This window comes from Cupriavidus sp. BIC8F, assembly GCF_032465815.1.
Taxonomy (GTDB): domain Bacteria; phylum Pseudomonadota; class Gammaproteobacteria; order Burkholderiales; family Burkholderiaceae; genus Cupriavidus; species Cupriavidus necator.
In genome coordinates this window covers 2,753,736-2,770,276 of the sequence record NZ_CP136094.1, presented here as the reverse complement: position 1 = coordinate 2,770,276, position 16,541 = coordinate 2,753,736, and the positions used below count along the sequence as shown (strand labels likewise).

Below are 16,541 nucleotides of genomic sequence, written 5' to 3'. Positions count from 1 at the left end.
ATGCCGCGGGCCGCCCATCGACACCGCGAGGAGGGATCATGCCGCAGGAGAACGAAGACAAGGTCGCGCACCTGCTGGACGAACTGGCCAGCTTCGCGCGCGAGCGGCTGCCGGCGGCGATGTTCGCCGTGGTCGAGCCCTTCCTGCTGCACTACTACGACCAGGCCGACGCCGAAGACTTGCTCCAGCGCGACGTCGACGATCTCTACGGCGCCGTGATGGCGCACTGGCAGACCGCACAGAAATTCACCCCCGGCAATGCGCGCATCCGCGTCTACAACCCCAACCTGGAAGAGCACGGCTGGCACTCTGACCACACCGTGGTCGAGATCGTCAATGACGACATGCCCTTCCTGGTCGACTCGGTGACGATGGAGATCAACCGGCAGGGACTGGCGCTGCACTCGGCCATCCATCCCGTGTTCCGGGTCTGGCGCGACGCGCGCGGCGGCATCGAGCGGATCGCCCCGGGCGGCGCCGGCGAGGCCGGGGACAGCTCGCGCCTGGAATCCTTTATCCACTTCGAGATCGACCGCAGCGGCGAGGCCGCGCGGCTGGAGACGCTGCGCAGCGGCATCGCGCAGGTGCTGGTCGACGTGCGCGCGGCGGTGGAAGACTGGCCGAAGATGTGCGACATCACCCAGGCCACCATCGCCGCCATGGCGCAGGCGCCCGACGCGGCCGCGCCGGAAAGCGCCGAAGCGCGCGCCTTCCTGGACTGGATGATGGATGACCACTTCTCCTTCCTCGGCCAGCGTGACTACCAGCTGGTGTCGCAGGACGGCCGCTACTTCCTGCGCGGCGTGCCGGGCTCGGGCGCGGGCATCCTGCGCGAAAGCCTGCGCGAGCCTGATGCCGAAGACCTCACGCTGCTGCCCGCCGCGGCCACCGCGATCATCGAAGGGGCCTCGCCGATCTTCCTGACCAAGGCCAATTCGCGCGCCACCGTGCACCGGCCGGGCTATCTCGACTATGTCGGCGTCAAGCTGCTCGATGAAAAGGGGCAGCTGTTCGGTGAGCGGCGCTTTGTCGGCCTGTACACCTCAACTGCCTACATGGCGCCGATCGCGGAAATTCCGCTGGTGCGGCTCAAGTGCGCCAATATCCTGGCGCGCGCGGGCTTCCTGGCCAAGGGGCACCTGTACAAGTCGCTGGTGACCATCCTTGAGCAATATCCGCGCGATGAACTGTTCCAGGCCACCGAGGATGAACTGTTCGACATCACCACCGGCATCCTGCGGCTGCAGGAACACCAGCGCACCCGGCTCTTTGTACGGCGCGACCGCTTCGACCGCTTTGTCTCGTGCCTGGTGTTCGTGCCGCGCGACAAGTACAACACCGACCTGCGCCAGAAGATCCAGAAGCTGCTGACCGCGGCCTTCCACGGCACCAGCTGCGAGTTCACGCCGCTGCTGTCCGAGTCGCCGCTGGCGCGCATCCAGCTGACCGTGCGCGGCGAGCCCGGCACCATGCCGCACGTTGATACGCGTGAGCTGGAGGCGCGCATCGTGCACGCCAGCCGCCGCTGGCAGGACGATCTCGCCGAAGCCTTGCATGAAAGCCACGGCGAAGAACAAGGCAACCGGCTGCTGCAGCGCTACGGCGGCTCGTTCCCCGCCGGCTACCGTGAGGACTATCCGGCCCGCACCGCGGTGCGCGATATCGAGCTGATGGAGCACGCGCTGCACGGCAACGGCATGGCGATGAACCTGTACCGGCCGATCGAGGCCGCACCGGGGGTGTTCCGCTTCAAGGTGTACCGTGCCGGCGAGCCGATCGCGCTGTCGCACAGCCTGCCCATGCTGGAACACCTGGGCGTGCGCGTGGATGAAGAGCGCCCCTACCTGATCGAACCCGACAGCGGCACGCCGGTATGGGTGCACGACTTCGGGCTGGAGATTGCCGACAGCGGCGGCGCGGCGGAATTCGACATCGCGCGCGTCAAAGCATTGTTCGAGGATGCCTTCGCGCGCGCCTGGCACGGCGAGATCGAGAACGACGACTTCAACCGCCTGGTGCTGCGCGCCGAGCTGGCCGCGCGCGACGTCACCATCCTGCGCGCTTATGCCCGCTACCTGCGCCAGGTCGGCTCGACCTTCAGCGACGCCTATATCGAGCGCGCGCTGACCGGCAACGCGGCCATTGCCGCCATGCTGGTCGGCCTGTTCGTGGCGCGCTTCGACACCTTCAGCGAGGTCGCCACCGACACCGCCCGCCAGGCGCGCTGCGACAAGCTGCTGGCCGATATCGGCGCGGCGCTGGACAAGGTGCCCAACCTGGACGAGGACCGCATCCTGCGGCTCTTCCTGGGCGTGATCAACGCCACCGTGCGCACCAACTATTTCCACCGTGGCGAGGAAGTCCAGCCGCGCTCCTATGTGTCGTTCAAGTTCAATCCCGCGCTGGTCCCCGGCCTGCCCGAGCCGCGCCCGATGTTCGAGATCTGGGTCTACTCGCCGCGCGTTGAGGGCGTGCACCTGCGCGGCGGGCGTGTGGCCCGCGGCGGACTGCGCTGGTCAGACCGGCGCGAGGACTTCCGCACGGAAGTGCTGGGCCTGATGAAGGCGCAGATGGTCAAGAACACGGTGATCGTGCCGGTGGGCTCCAAGGGCGGCTTCGTGGTCAAGCGCCCGCCCCCGCCCACCGACCGCGATGCTTTCCTGCAAGAGGGCATTGCCTGCTACCAGACCTTCCTGCGCGGGCTGCTGGACCTGACCGACAACCTCGTCGGCGGCCAGCTGGTGCCGCCACCCGAGGTGGTGCGCCACGACGACAACGACCCCTACCTGGTGGTGGCAGCCGACAAGGGCACCGCGACGTTCTCCGACTTCGCCAACGCGATCTCGGCCGAATACGGCTTCTGGCTGGGCGATGCCTTTGCGTCCGGGGGCTCGGTCGGCTATGACCACAAGAAGATGGGCATTACCGCGCGCGGTGCGTGGGAATCGGTCAAGCGGCATTTCCGCGAGCTGGGTGTCGATATCCAGACCACGGACTTCACCGTGGCCGGCATCGGCGACATGTCGGGCGACGTGTTCGGCAACGGCATGCTGCTGTCGCCGCATATCAGGCTGGTGGCGGCTTTCGACCACCGGCATATCTTCCTCGATCCCGACCCGGACACGGCAAAGAGCCTGCAGGAACGCACGCGGCTGTTCGGCCTGCCCCGCTCCAGCTGGGCCGACTACGACGCCACGCTGATCTCCGCCGGCGGCGGCATCTATCCGCGCAGCGCCAAGACCATCCCGCTGTCGCCGCAGGTGCAGGCGGTGCTGGGGGTCACGGCAGCCACGCTGTCGCCGGCAGAGCTGATCCACGCCATCCTGATGGCGCCGGTCGACCTGCTCTACAACGGCGGCATCGGCACCTATGTCAAGTCCAGCCAGGAAACCCACCTGCAAGCCGGCGACCGCACCAACGACGCGGTGCGTGTCAACGGCAACGACCTGCGCTGCAAGGTGGTCGGCGAAGGCGGCAACCTCGGCTTCACCCAGCTGGGCCGCATCGAGTTCGCGCGCAACGGCGGTCGCATCAACACCGATGCCATCGACAACTCGGCCGGGGTGGACTGCTCGGACCACGAGGTCAATATCAAGATCCTGCTCGGGCTGGTGGTTGCCGACGGCGAAATGACAGAGAAGCAGCGCAACAAGCTGCTGGCCGAGATGACCGACGAGGTCGGCCTGCTGGTGCTGCAGGACAACTACTACCAGACCCAGGCACTGTCCGTGGCCGGGCGCAGCAGCCCCGCGCTGCTCGATGGCGAGGCGCGCCTGGTGCGCTGGCTGGAGCGCGCCGGACGGCTCAACCGCCCGCTGGAGTTCCTGCCTTCGGAGGAGGAAATCGCCGAGCGCAAGCTGGCCGATGAAGGCCTGGCATCGCCCGAACGTGCGGTGCTGCTTGCCTACAGCAAGATGTGGCTGTACGACGAACTGCTGGCCTCCGACGTGCCGGAAGACGCGCTGGTTGCCGGACTGCTGTCGGACTATTTCCCGGTGCCGCTGCGCCAGCGTTACGCCGACGCGATGCAGCGCCACCCGCTGCGGCGCGAGATCCTGTCGACGCACCTGACCAATATGCTCGTCAACCGCATCGGCGCCACCTTCGTGCACCGGATCATGGAAGAGACCGACGCACGCCCGGCCGATATCGTGCGCGCCTGCCTGATCGCACGCGATGTCTTCGGCCTGACCACCCTGTGGCAGGAGATCGATGCGCTGGACAACCGTGTGGCCGATGCCGAGCAGGCGCGCATGTTCGGGGCCGTGGCGCTGCTGCTGGAGCGCGCGTGCCTGTGGTTCATCCGCTATCTGCGCGGCGGCAGCAAGGCCGCCGAGGACCTGGCGCGCTTTGCCCAGGCCGCGCAATGGCTGGCACCGCAACTGCCGCGGCTGCTGCCGCCGGCCGATGCGACGGCGCTGTCAGAGCGCACCCGGGCCTTGACGGATGCGGGGGTCGACGAAGCTTTGGCCGTGCGCGTGGCCGGCAGCGAGATCTCCGCCGCCGCGCTCGATATCGCCGAAGTGGCCACGGCGTGCGAACGCAGCCTGGACCTGGTGGCGGGGGTTTATTTCGCGCTGGACAGCCACCTGAGCTTCAGCTGGCTGCGCGAGCGCGCGCTGGCGCTGCCATCGGACACGCACTGGGACCTGCTGGCACGCACCACCACGCTGGAAGACCTGGGGCGGCTCAAGCGCGCACTGACCGTCAGCGTGCTGTCGCAGGCAGGTGAACTGGATACGCCCGAAGCCATGATCGATGCCTGGCGGTCCAGCCGTCATGGCGCGCTGGAACGCTTTACGCGCATGCTGGCCGACCAGCGCGCCTCGGGGGCTGCGGGACTGTCGATGCTGTCGGTCGCGGTGCGCGAGATCGGCATGCTGGAACGCGCCTAGTGCCCGGTTCCGTAGATAACTTGCCAAAATGAAATCGCCCAGTTGGTCGTCAGGCTAGGCGCGATGAGGCGCCATAGCCGTAGCTATGGCAACGACGGGCAACGACGCATGGCGGCCAACTGGGCGATTTCATGGCAAGGCATTTGCGGAACAGGGCACCAGCACGGCGGCGTGGTCCAGTTGGGGCTTATTCGTCTGCTTCTGCGTCCATGTCGATGTCCGCGTCGTCGCCGATGCCGGCGTCGGCACCACGCGGGCGCAGTTCCAGCCCGAGCAGGACCAGCAGGTCGAAGGCATCGGAAAGCAGGTGCTTCTGCCTGGGCAGCAGGCTGGCGTACGGCATGTCGTAGATCGACTGGTGCGCGGCACGCTCGCCCTTGAAGCCGCGGTCGCGCGCGATATCCGACAGCAGCGCGGCAAACCCTGAGAGGTCCTGCGCTGCCAGTGCTGAATTCAATACCTTGGCGATCACTTCCGGCGAAGCGTTCGCCCAGCCCATGCGTTCAGCATTGGAAGCAGAGTATTGAGGAAGGTCGGCAAAGTCCATGATGTGTATAACGGTCCCGCCTGAGCAAGCTTAAGGCAGCAGCCATGTGGATTTGACCCCACATGCGTGGGGTGACATGGCGTGCCGCCCGCCGGTCCGGACTAGCGCGGCGCCGGCTTCGCCGCCACCTGGCGGTAGACCGTGCTGCCGTCGCGCGCGGTGCGTGCCTGGACGTGATTGCGTGCGCCGCATTGCGGGCAGCGGAACACGGGACCCTGCCCTTCATTGCGGATCTGCACCTCATTCGGCTCCCAGCGCGCACCGCAAGCCTGGTTCCCACAAACAAACATGAATTCTCCTTGAAACAGACGCCCGAGAGCCTGAGCCGGGCGCGATACGGGGCATGGCCGCACTGCCTGGTGGCGGCCATGCCTGCTCAGCCGTGATTATCAGGCCAGTCGGCCGGGCGCGGGCCCATCCGCCACATATTCGGCGGCTCACCCAATGCCGTGCTCTGGTACATCCAGGCGCCGCAGCCGGTGCAGCGCCAGCGGCTGTCGACCTTGCACCGGTTGCTCATCGCAGCCATGCCCGAGGCAGCCAGGTTCTCGTGCGGCGGCACGCTGGACGGTTCGCCCACCAGCTGATGACACAGGTCACAGGCGTGCATCGGCATCTCCTGTCATGGCGATGATTGCGCGGCGGCGCCTTCAGCCATTGTGCTGCACCCATTGCCGCGCCCACGAAATCGCCGCGGCCCGCGCCTCGTCCGGCGTCGCGTGCGTGGCCGGCGGCGCGCCGCCCTCCAGCACTACGGCGCCCGACTCCCAGATATCGCACAGGGCCCTGAACCGCCCCATGCCCAGCGCGTGGCAATACACGTGGATCACGAAGCCGCCGTACTCCACCACGTCGGTGGCGGTATCGGTCAGCGCCTGATCCGCCGCGGGATCGGACGGCACCAGCGGCGCATCGCGCTGGCGCAGCACCCGCTGCTCCGCGGCCGAGCGCACCAGCATGGCGCAGGCACCGCCCACCGCCGCGCCCAGCACCACACCCAAGCCAAACCAGCAAGCCTTGCTCCCGCACCTCGCCATGGCATCCCCCGTAGCGACCCTGCCGGCCTGGCACGACCACACTGTGCGACCGCCATCGTTTTCAGGTTATACCAATACGGGCCGACACCGCTTGCCACCAACTTCCACGCGGCAAATGCACAGCGCAGCAGGGTGTGCGGGCGCACGAAAATGAGAATCGTGGGGGATGACCGAACAGCCAGCCAGAGATATACTGTACATCCATACAGTATCCGGATACTGCCCCATGCCCTTGTACCAGTCCGATTCCATCCTGCTCGAGGCCTACTACTTCGGCGACGACAGCGAATCCCTGCGCCTGCCCTGCGGCAGTGTCTGCGTGGGCGCCGGCGCCATCCTCGTCGACGGCATCGAGCCACGCCAGCTGCAGGCCCTGCGCTGGACGCCGGATTTCCTGTCCTTCGACGCCCAGGGCACCCGTCACCGCTACCCGGTCAGCCGCCCCGCCCTCGTCGGCCCCGGCCAGGCACGCTTCGCGCTGCTTTAAGCTACGGCTTCCGCATCCCCGATGCGCCACACCGCTTGCCCACATGCCAGACATCAGCCCGACCGCCAGCCAACTGATCCGCTCACTAGACCTGCAGCCGCATCCGGAAGGCGGCTACTACCGCGAAACCTATCGCGGCGAAGAACAGGTCGTCTGCCAGGACGGTCGCACGCGCGAAGCCTGCACTGCAATCCACTACATGCTGTGCGGCAACGACTATTCCGCCTGGCATCGCATCCGGTCCGACGAACTCTGGCACTACCACGCAGGCTCCCCCGTGGACGTGCACCGGATCGTGGACGGGACCATCGTCACGCAGCGCCTGGGCGACCCGCTGCGGCATCCCGGCGCGGCCTTCCAGGCAATGGTGCCCGCCGGACTATGGTTTGCCGCCGAACGCGTGGATCTGGGTGATGGCGTGGACTTCGCACTGGTCGGCTGCACCGTGGCACCAGCCTTCCGGTTCAGCGATTTCGAACTGGCCGACGCAACGGCGCTTGCCGGCCTGGCAAGCGGACATGACGCGCTGTTGCGCAGGCTGGCGCGCTAGCCCCCCCAAAAAACAGCCCGCCAAGGCGGGGTGCGGGCGGGCTGGTGAGTACAGCGGCACGAGTCTAAGCCAGGGCCCCGGCGGGCCATGATGGGAGAACCCGGGTATCTCACCGCTTTTTCTGGCAACGGCCGAGCAGCGCGAACGACCCTGCGCATCAGGCAACGTATCGTCGGGTAACCCTCGAGCGCCTCGTTGGAAACAACGTCGAACGCCGCGAGTTCTTTGTGAGTGACAGCCTCACCGACAGCGAAGCCGATTTGCTCGCCCAGCGAGAAGACCTTTGGCCTATGTCAGAGCCACACCATGCCTGAGTATTGGATGCCTCCAATCAGACAGCCTGGAGGGCTAGCCCGGAGCACAAAATAAAAAACCCGCTTGGCTATTCACCAAGCGGGTTTCTGTCTGGTCGGGGCGAGAGGATTTGAACCTCCGACCACCTGCACCCCATGCAGGTACGCTACCAGGCTGCGCTACGCCCCGAAGAAGAAAATTATAACAGAAGCGTTTCCCGTATGACTAGCTCCTGACGTCGAAATTATCCGTGCTTCGCGATCTCCCGCAGTTGCGCGAGCAGGTGCTGTACTTCGACCAGTTCATTGCGCAAGCCGCTGATGTCGACCGACAATGCCGCCGCGTTTTCTTCGCCAACCTCTGCGGCCTCAGGCGCTGCCGCTGCCCCACTGTGATGACGGCCTTCATCGAGGCGGTTGCGCGCGCCATTGATGGTGAAGCCCTGTTCGTAGAGCAGTTCGCGGATGCGGCGGATCAGCAGGACTTCATGGTGCTGATAGTAGCGGCGGTTGCCGCGGCGCTTGACGGGCTTGAGTTGCGTGAACTCCTGCTCCCAATAGCGCAGGACGTGCGGCTTGACGGCGCAAAGCTCGCTCACCTCACCGATGGTGAAGTAGCGCTTGGCCGGAATCGGCGGCAACGCGATGCGATCGCTGGATTTGTCCGACATGTGGTGTGTAGACGAGCGTCAGGCCATGCCGGCCATGCGGTTGGCGCGCACCAGGTGCGCGCCCAGAAGCATACCGATGCCGGCTTCGGGAAGCAATCCGCCGTTAGGGTGACGCGTCAGCCGGCGATGCCTGCGCGTTCTTCCACCAGGCCCTTGAGCTTCTGGCTGGCGTGGAACGTGACCACGCGGCGCGCGGTGATTGGAATGACTTCGCCGGTCTTGGGATTGCGGCCGGGCCGCTGCGGCTTGTCGCGCAACTGGAAGTTGCCGAAGCCGGACAGCTTGACGCTGTCGCCCTGCTCCAGCGCTTCGCGGATAACGTCGAAGAAGGCTTCGACCATGTCCTTTGATTCGCGCTTGTTCAGGCCCACCTGGTCGAACAGCATCTCGGCGAGTTCGGCCTTGGTCAGCGTGGGAACTTCGGTCGCGCGGTTATCCGGCGTCGCGTCGTCAAGGGAGGAAGCCTGCCGGTCGCTCATCTCACCCAGTGCTGCAGCGGTCATGGAATTCGCGTCTCGATCATTCATGTCGATCGCTCAAGTGTGTGTCTGGCGATCCGCCCGGGGCAAGCCCGGGCGCCCTTGTTTATCGTGTGTCCGTCGCGTACTGGCGATGGCTTAGCCGCGCAGCCGGGCCTGGAAGGCCTCTGTCAGCGCGTCGACCATGCAGCGCACTGCGCTGTCGACGGTTTCGTCCTGGAGGGTCGACCCAGTATCTTGCAAGGTCACCCGGAACGCAAGGCTTTTCTCGTCCGCGCCAATGGCAGCGGAAGCGCCCTTGGGACGGAACTCGTCGAACACCACCAGGCTCTGGCAGTAGCGGCCATAGCCCTGCTTTTCCAGTGCCGCGCGCATGGCGTCCAGCAGGTCCTGCACGCGCACCGATTGCTTCACGACCACGGCCAGGTCGCGCACCGCGGCCGGGAACTTGGAGATCTCGGTGTACACCGGCAGGCCGGTGTCGCGCAGCGCGTCAAGCGCCAGTTCAAACACGACCGGAGCGTGCGTCAGCTCGTATTCCTGCAGCCAGCGCGGATGCAGCTCGCCGACCACGCCCACGGCCTTGCCGTCGAGCAGCACGCGCGCGGCGCGGCCTGGGTGCAGCGCGGGGTGCGACACCGGCTCGAAGCGCGGCACGCGCGGATGGAACAGCGCCTCGACATCGCCCTTGATGTCGAAGAAGTCGACGTTGCGCGTTGGGATGCCCCACTGCTCTTCGAACGCCGGGCCGTAGGCAATGCCCGCGGCCATCATTGGCTGATCGTAGCCGGCCACCGTCAGGCCGCCGTCCTTCACGCTGGCGTCACGATGGAACACGCGGCCCACCTCGAACAGGCGCACGCGCGCGGCCTTGCGGTTCAGGTTGTAGCGCACCTTGTCGACCAGGCCGCCGATCAGCGTCGAGCGCATCACCGCCAATTGGCTGGCGATCGGGTTCAGCAGGCGGATCGGGTTGTCGTTGGCGGCGAAGTCGCGCTCCCACTTCTCTTCGACGAAGGCGAAGTTGATGACTTCCTGGTAGTCGCGCGCGGCCACGGCATGGCGCACCACGTGGGTGGAGCGGCGGGCCTCGTTGGTCGGGCGCATCTCGCTCTCGGCGATCGGCGGACGGGCCGGGATGCGCTCGAAACCATAGATGCGGGCCACTTCCTCGATCAGGTCTTCCTCGATCTCGATATCGAAGCGGTAGCTCGGCGGCGTGACTTCAAACACCTCGCCCTCGGCGCCCTGCGTGCGCACGAACGGCAGCTGCAGGCGCTGGAACACATCGGCAATAGCCGCCGGCGACAGTTCGATGCCCAGCACGCGCTCGGCGCGCGCCACGCGCAGGCTGACCGGCTTGCGCTGCGGCAGGTTGACCACGTGGTCGTCCACCGGGCCCGCCTGGCCGCCGCAGATCTCGAGGATCAGCGCGGTGATGCGCTCGATATGCTCGACCGTGGTGGCATAGTCCACGCCGCGCTCGAAGCGGTGTCCGGCGTCGGTCGAGAAGTTGTAGCGGCGGCCACGTCCCTGGATCGCAGCGGGCCACCAGAATGCGGCCTCGAGATAGATGTCCGTGGTGTCCAGCGTCACGGCGGTGCTGTCGCCGCCCATGATGCCGGCCAGGCTTTCGATCTCCTTGTCATCGGCGATCACGCCGACCTGCTCGTCGACCTCGACGGTGTTGCCGTTGAGCAGCTTGATCTGCTCGCCCTTGCGGCCCCAGCGCACGTCCAGGCCGCCGTGGATCTTGTTCAGGTCGAACACGTGCGAGGGACGTCCCAGTTCCAGCATCACGTAGTTCGAGATATCGACCAGTGCGGAAACACTGCGCTGGCCCGAACGCTCCAGGCGCTGCACCATCCATGCCGGGGTGGCCGCGCGCGCGTTGACGCCGCGGATCACGCGGCCGGAGAAGCGGCCGCACAGGTCCGGCGCCGATACCTTGACCGGCAGCTTGTCCTGGATCGTCACCGCCACCGGCTTCATCTCGGGCAGCGTCAGCGCGGAGCCGGTCAGTGCCGACACCTCGCGCGCCACGCCGTGGATCGACAGGCAGTCGGCCTTGTTCGGCGTCAGCTTGATGACAAAGACCTGGTCATCCAGGTCGAGGTATTGGCGGATGTTCTGGCCGACCGGCGCGTCTTCCGGCAGCACCAGCAGGCCGCCGTGCTCTTCCGACAGCTTCAGTTCGCGTGCCGAGCACAGCATGCCGTAGCTGTCCACGCCGCGCAGCTTGCCGACCTTGATCTCGAACGGCTGGCCCCCGTCCTCGGATGGGGGCAGCACGGCGCCAACCAGTGCGCACGGCACCAGGATGCCGGGCTTGACGTTGGGCGCGCCGCAGACGATCTGCAGGGTCTCGCCGGTGCCGGCATCGACCTGGCACACGTTGAGGCGGTCGGCGTTGGGATGGCGCTCGGTCGACAGCACGCGCGCGACCACCACCTTGTCGAACGGCGGCGCAACTGGGCCCACCTCTTCCACTTCCAGGCCGGCCATGGTCAGCGTGTGCGACAGCGCGTCGGTGGAGATCTTTTCAGGGTTGGCGAAGGTGCGAAGCCAGGATTCCGAGAATTGCATGGCGCTTCTGATCCGGTAAGTATTCTGTGTGGTCGTTGACGAGGGGACGGCGGCGCGTCAGGCGAACTGGCGCAGGAAGCGCACGTCGCCCTCGAAGAACAGGCGCAGGTCGTTGATGCCATAGCGCAGCATGGTCAGGCGCTCCAGGCCGGAGCCGAACGCGAAACCGATGTAGCGCTCGGGATCGAGGCCCATATTGCGCAGCACGTTCGGATGCACCTGGCCCGAACCGGAAATCTCCAGCCACTTGCCATTGCCGAAGGCCATGTCGATCTCTGCCGACGGCTCGGTGAACGGGAAGTACGACGGGCGGAAGCGCACCTGGATGTCATCGCGCTCGAAGAACTTGCGCAGGAAGTCGGTGTACACGCCCTTCAGGTCGGCAAAGCTGACGTCCTCGCCGATCCAGAGGCCTTCGACCTGGTTGAACATCGGCGAGTGCGTGGCATCGCTGTCGACACGGTAGGTGCGGCCCGGGCAGATCACCTTGATCGGCGGCATCGCCTTGCCGGCGTACTTCTCGACATGCATCTTGGCGTAGCGGACCTGCATCGGGCTGGTGTGCGTGCGCAGGAGCAGCAGCTTGTCTTCGCTGTCGCGGCCGTCGACATAGAAGGTGTCCTGCATCGAACGCGCCGGGTGGTTGTCCGGGTTGTTCAACGCGGTGAAGTTCATCCAGTCGGTCTCGATCTCGGGGCCGTCGGCCACATCGAAACCGATCGAGCCGAAGATCTGCTCGACGCGCTCCCACGTGCGCATCACCGGGTGCAGGCTGCCGCGGCTGACCGCACGGCCAGGCAGCGTGACGTCGATGGCCTCCGCGGCCAGGCGCGCGTTCATCAGCGCATCGGCCAGCGCCTGGCGGCGTGCCTGCAGGGCGGCTTCAACTTGCTGCTTGATCTGGTTGATGCGGGCGCCTTCCGTCTTGCGGGTTTCCGGGTCGAGCTTGCCTAGGCCCTTGAGCAGTTCGGTCAGCGCGCCGGTCTTGCCCAGGAAGCGGGCTTTTTCGTTTTCCAGCGTGGCGTTGTCGTTGGCTGCAGCGAAGGCGGCCTGGGCATCGGCGACAATTTGATCCAGATCCTGAGACATGGCGGCGGTCGTGGGATTTTTGGCGTCGGGCCGGTACGCACCGGTCCGACGTGGGTTGGCACTACGTGCGGTGTTCGTTTCGAATGCGGTCTCGGCAGCCAGGTCCCGGCAACTGAAACGGCATTCGAAATAAAAACGGGGCTCGGTGAGGAGCCCCGTTTCAGCGGACCTTGCGGTCAGCGGTCGACCTTGCGGTCGGTGCTTGCCCGGCAGCGCTTACGCGCTACCGCAGCCGGCATCAGGCAACGGTGGCTTTCACCTGGTTGACGATGGCGGCAAAGGCAGGCTTGTCGTGAATAGCCATGTCCGACAGCACCTTGCGGTCGAGTTCAATCGAGGCCTTCTTCAGACCGTTCATGAACACGCTGTAGGTCATGCCATGCTCACGCGTCGCGGCATTGATACGCGCAATCCACAGAGCGCGGAACACGCGCTTCTTGTTGCGGCGATCGCGGTATGCGTACTGGCCAGCACGCATGACCGCCTGCTTGGCGATGCGATAGACATTATTGCGACGGCCGCGGTAACCCTTGGCAGCATCGATGACTTTCTTGTGACGGGCCCGTGCAGTGACCCCACGCTTTACTCGAGGCATGTAATTCTCCTTTCGTTTTCGTCAGGGGTTATGCGTAAGGCATCATCGCGCGCACCGACTTCAGGTTCGTCTCATGGACGTCCTGAGTACCGCGCAGTTGACGCTTGTTCTTGGTGGTCTTCTTGGTCAGGATGTGACGCTTGAAGGCCTGGCCACGCTTGAACGAACCGTTCGGACGGGCAGTAAAGCGCTTGGAGGCGCTTTTCTTCGTCTTCATCTTCGGCATGAAAAACTCCAGCTCATATGACATGCATGCAGGTGGACGGCTCACGCCGACGCTTGCAAGACCCGCATCCACTTGTTGTTGCACAGCGGCCCTTGCGGGCCGCGCGCGACTTCCGCACGAAGCAACGCCGGGATGCCTGGCATCCCGGCCGCTGCACCGCGCAGGAATTACTTCTTCTTCTTGGGAGCGAGCACCATCACCATCTGGCGCCCTTCCATCTTCGGCATCTGCTCGACCTGGCCGATTTCTTCCAGGTCCGCCTTCAGGCGTTCGAGCATGCGCGCGCCGATTTCCTGGTGCGCCATCTCGCGACCACGGAACCGCAGCGTGATCTTGGTCTTGTCGCCATCTTCCAGGAAGCGCTTCAGGTTGCGCAGCTTGACGTTGTAGTCGCCATCATCCGTACCCGGCCGGAACTTGACTTCCTTGACCTGGATGATTTTCTGCTTCAGCTTCGCCTCGTGGGCGCGCTTGGCTTCCTCGTACTTGAACTTCCCGTAATCCATGATCCGGGCGACGGGCGGAACCGCGTTCGGCGCGATCTCGACCAGGTCCAAGTCCTTATCTTCAGCCAGCCGGAGCGCGTCCATGAACTTGACGATGCCGAGCTGTTCGTTATCAACCCCTACCAGCCGCAGCTCAGGCGCGCTGATTTCCCGGTTGATGCGATGACCTTTGTCCGTAGCGATGTTGCGTTACCTCAAGAAGACAAAAAAACAAGCCGTGCTCACCACCCATCAGGCTTTGCTGGCGACGTCGTTTTGCAGACGCTCAACAAACGCGGAGACGGGCATCACACCCAGATCCACGTTGCCACGGGCACGCACGGCCACTTGACTGGCATCCCGCTCCTTATCGCCCACTACCAGCAGGTAGGGAACCTTTTGAAGCGAATGCTCGCGGATTTTATACGTAATTTTCTCATTACGCAAATCGGCCTTGGCCCTAAACCCTTGTTTTTGCAGCAATTGCACGACGCTTTCGGCGTATTCCGCCTGCGAATCCGCAATATTCATGACCACCACCTGCTCCGGGGCCAGCCAGGCCGGCAGCGCACCGGCGTGGTTTTCCAGCAGGATGCCCAGGAAACGCTCGAACGAACCCAGGATGGCACGGTGAAGCATCACCGGGCGCTTGCGCGAGTTGTCCTCGGAGACGTATTCGGCATCCAGGCGCTCCGGCAGCACCAGGTCAAGCTGCAGCGTGCCGCACTGCCACGAGCGGCCGATCGCGTCCTTGATGTGGTACTCGACCTTGGGGCCGTAGAAGGCGCCCTCACCGGGCAGCTCTTCCCAATCCACGCCACAGGCGCGCAGCGCCAGGCGCAGGCCCTCTTCGGCGTGGTCCCAGACCTCGTCGGAGCCGGCGCGCTGGTCCGGGCGCAGCGACAGCTTGACCTTCACATCCTTGAAGCCGAAGTCGTCGTAGACCGAGAACGCCAGTTCGTTGAAGGCCTTGGCCTCCGCCACGATCTGCTCTTCCGTGCAGAAGATGTGCGCATCATCCTGCACAAAGCCGCGCACGCGCATCAGCCCGTGGAGCGCGCCCGACGGCTCGTTGCGGTGGCAGGCGCCGAACTCAGCCAGGCGCAGCGGCAGGTCGCGGTACGAACGCAGGCCGTGGTTGAAGATCTGCACATGGCCCGGGCAGTTCATCGGCTTGATCGCGTAGTCGCGTTTCTCCGACTCCGTGACGAACATGTTCTCCTTGTAGTTCTGCCAGTGGCCGGACTTTTCCCAAAGCGAACGATCCATCACCTGCGGCGTACGGACTTCATCGTAGCCGGCGTCCGTCAGGCGGCCGCGCATGTATTGCTCGACGGCCTGCCACACCTGCCAGCCCTTCGGATGCCAGAACACCATGCCGGGCGCCTCTTCCTGCAGGTGGAACAGGTCGAGCGTCTTGCCCAGCTTGCGGTGGTCGCGCTTCTCGGCCTCTTCCAGCATGTGCAGGTAGGCTTCCTGGTCTTCCTTCTTCGCCCAGGCCGTGCCGTAGATGCGCTGAAGCATCTCGTTGTTGGCATCGCCGCGCCAGTAGGCGCCAGCCACCTTCATCAGCTTGAAGACTTTCAGCTTGCCCGTGGACGGCACGTGCGGGCCGCGGCACAGGTCGACGAAGCTGCCTTCGCGGTACAGGCCGATTTCCTGGTCGGCGGGGATCGAGCCGATGATCTCCGCCTTGTACTTCTCGCCCATCGACTCGAACAGCGCCACCGCTTCGTCGCGGTTCCACACTTCGCGCATGACCTTCTCGTCCTTGCGGGCGAGCTCCGTCATCTTCTTCTCGATGGCGGCCAGGTCTTCGGGCGTGAACGGACGCTTGTAGGCAAAGTCGTAGTAGAAGCCGTTTTCGATCACGGGCCCGATCGTCACCTGCGCTTCCGGATAGAGCTCCTTGACGGCATAGGCCAGCAAGTGCGCCGTGGAGTGGCGGATCACATCGACGCCATCGGCGTCCTTGTCCGTGACGATGGCCAGTTCGGCATCGCGGTCGATCTTGTAGCTCGTGTCGACCAGTTGGCCGTCCACCTTACCGGCCAGCGCGGCCTTGGCCAGGCCGGCACCGATGCTCTGCGCCACTTCGGCAACCGTCACCGGGCCGGGAAACTCGCGGCGGGACCCATCCGGCAGCGTGATTGCGATCATTTCGACTCTCCAGGTTCCGCCGGCTGCGCCTTGCGCATCGCCTGAGCGGATCAAACTGCATCTTGTGGCACCGGCCCCCGCATGCCTGCGGGACTGGCGATTTATTCTTTACCGCCCTGCTCCGCCGCACCGGAAAGGCGGCAGCTTATCAGGGCGCTGGCAGGCGACAGACGAAAAAAAACGCGGCCAAGGCCGCGTTTCTCTTTGTCAAACCCGATCCAACCGGGTCGAAGGCGCACCTCGACTACTGTCGCTTGCCAGCGGTAGTAGTTCGCGGTGTCATAACCATGATGCCCTTCCGTTCCGTATGGGGTTGAATCGGACCTGCCACACTTCTTTTACTGCTTTACTGCAATTCGTTGGTAGGCTCGATTGGACTCGAACCAACGACCCCCACCATGTCAAGGTGGTGCTCTAACCAGCTGAGCTACGAGCCTAGCG

15 protein-coding genes and 2 tRNA genes are annotated in these 16,541 nt (G+C 65.1%); 3 read left to right on the top strand and 14 right to left on the bottom strand.

Translation table 11 applies throughout. The features are described from left to right. Window positions 1-38: 38 nt before the first annotated feature. Window positions 39-4,895, top strand: a complete 4,857-nt coding sequence (locus RS901_RS12935) for an NAD-glutamate dehydrogenase (RefSeq protein ID WP_316149149.1) — start codon at window positions 39-41, stop codon at window positions 4,893-4,895. Between the two features lie 187 nt (window positions 4,896-5,082). On the opposite strand, the gene RS901_RS12930 is transcribed toward RS901_RS12935, so the two are convergent. From RS901_RS12930 to RS901_RS12915, 4 genes are all read right to left on the bottom strand, one after another. Further along, window positions 5,083-5,442 (bottom strand): hypothetical protein, encoded by a 360-nt coding sequence (locus RS901_RS12930; RefSeq protein ID WP_316149147.1) that lies wholly within the window; start codon window positions 5,440-5,442, stop codon window positions 5,083-5,085. Between the two features lie 101 nt (window positions 5,443-5,543). After that, on the bottom strand, window positions 5,544-5,732 hold the full coding sequence (locus RS901_RS12925) for a hypothetical protein (protein WP_018310329.1): 189 nt from the start codon (window positions 5,730-5,732) through the stop codon (window positions 5,544-5,546). Window positions 5,733-5,818: 86 nt separating this feature from the next. Further along, window positions 5,819-6,052, bottom strand: a complete 234-nt coding sequence (locus tag RS901_RS12920; protein ID WP_035817458.1) for a hypothetical protein — start codon at window positions 6,050-6,052, stop codon at window positions 5,819-5,821. 40 nt (window positions 6,053-6,092) lie between these two features. Further along, window positions 6,093-6,479, bottom strand: coding sequence for a hypothetical protein (locus tag RS901_RS12915; protein WP_316149145.1), 387 nt, complete (start codon window positions 6,477-6,479; stop codon window positions 6,093-6,095). Between the two features lie 226 nt (window positions 6,480-6,705). Between RS901_RS12915 and RS901_RS12910 the strand changes: the two genes are divergently transcribed. Both RS901_RS12910 and RS901_RS12905 read left to right on the top strand, forming a co-directional pair. Continuing rightward, window positions 6,706-6,966, top strand: a complete 261-nt coding sequence (locus RS901_RS12910) for a hypothetical protein (RefSeq protein WP_035817461.1) — start codon at window positions 6,706-6,708, stop codon at window positions 6,964-6,966. A 43-nt stretch (window positions 6,967-7,009) separates the two neighbouring features. After that, window positions 7,010-7,516, top strand: a complete 507-nt coding sequence (locus RS901_RS12905) for a cupin domain-containing protein (RefSeq protein ID WP_316149143.1) — start codon at window positions 7,010-7,012, stop codon at window positions 7,514-7,516. A 406-nt stretch (window positions 7,517-7,922) separates the two neighbouring features. Here RS901_RS12905 and RS901_RS12900 read toward each other — a convergent pair. The 10 genes from RS901_RS12900 to RS901_RS12855 form a co-directional block, all read right to left on the bottom strand. Beyond that, a tRNA-Pro gene (locus RS901_RS12900) sits at window positions 7,923-7,999 on the bottom strand. 55 nt (window positions 8,000-8,054) lie between these two features. Then, window positions 8,055-8,480, bottom strand: coding sequence for a MerR family transcriptional regulator (locus tag RS901_RS12895; protein ID WP_013956331.1), 426 nt, complete (start codon window positions 8,478-8,480; stop codon window positions 8,055-8,057). A 116-nt stretch (window positions 8,481-8,596) separates the two neighbouring features. Further along, the gene (locus RS901_RS12890) at window positions 8,597-9,007 is read right to left on the bottom strand and encodes an integration host factor subunit alpha (RefSeq protein WP_022534405.1); all 411 of its coding nucleotides are present in this window, start codon (window positions 9,005-9,007) and stop codon (window positions 8,597-8,599) included. 90 nt (window positions 9,008-9,097) lie between these two features. Continuing rightward, on the bottom strand, window positions 9,098-11,545 hold the full coding sequence (gene pheT, locus RS901_RS12885) for a phenylalanine--tRNA ligase subunit beta (RefSeq protein WP_316149141.1): 2,448 nt from the start codon (window positions 11,543-11,545) through the stop codon (window positions 9,098-9,100). 57 nt (window positions 11,546-11,602) lie between these two features. Further along, window positions 11,603-12,634, bottom strand: a complete 1,032-nt coding sequence (gene pheS / locus RS901_RS12880; RefSeq protein WP_010813101.1) for a phenylalanine--tRNA ligase subunit alpha — start codon at window positions 12,632-12,634, stop codon at window positions 11,603-11,605. 238 nt (window positions 12,635-12,872) lie between these two features. Beyond that, window positions 12,873-13,229 (bottom strand): 50S ribosomal protein L20, encoded by a 357-nt coding sequence (rplT, locus tag RS901_RS12875; protein ID WP_008650487.1) that lies wholly within the window; start codon window positions 13,227-13,229, stop codon window positions 12,873-12,875. A 28-nt stretch (window positions 13,230-13,257) separates the two neighbouring features. Next, window positions 13,258-13,455: a 50S ribosomal protein L35 gene (gene rpmI / locus RS901_RS12870; protein ID WP_006575466.1), complete on the bottom strand. Its 198-nt coding sequence runs from the start codon at window positions 13,453-13,455 to the stop codon at window positions 13,258-13,260. A 167-nt stretch (window positions 13,456-13,622) separates the two neighbouring features. Beyond that, the gene (gene infC, locus RS901_RS12865) at window positions 13,623-14,144 is read right to left on the bottom strand and encodes a translation initiation factor IF-3 (protein WP_078195944.1); all 522 of its coding nucleotides are present in this window, start codon (window positions 14,142-14,144) and stop codon (window positions 13,623-13,625) included. Between the two features lie 48 nt (window positions 14,145-14,192). Then, window positions 14,193-16,100 (bottom strand): threonine--tRNA ligase, encoded by a 1,908-nt coding sequence (gene thrS, locus RS901_RS12860; RefSeq protein WP_316149129.1) that lies wholly within the window; start codon window positions 16,098-16,100, stop codon window positions 14,193-14,195. A gap of 360 nt (window positions 16,101-16,460) precedes the next feature. Continuing rightward, a tRNA-Val gene (locus RS901_RS12855) sits at window positions 16,461-16,537 on the bottom strand. Window positions 16,538-16,541: the final 4 nt, after the last annotated feature.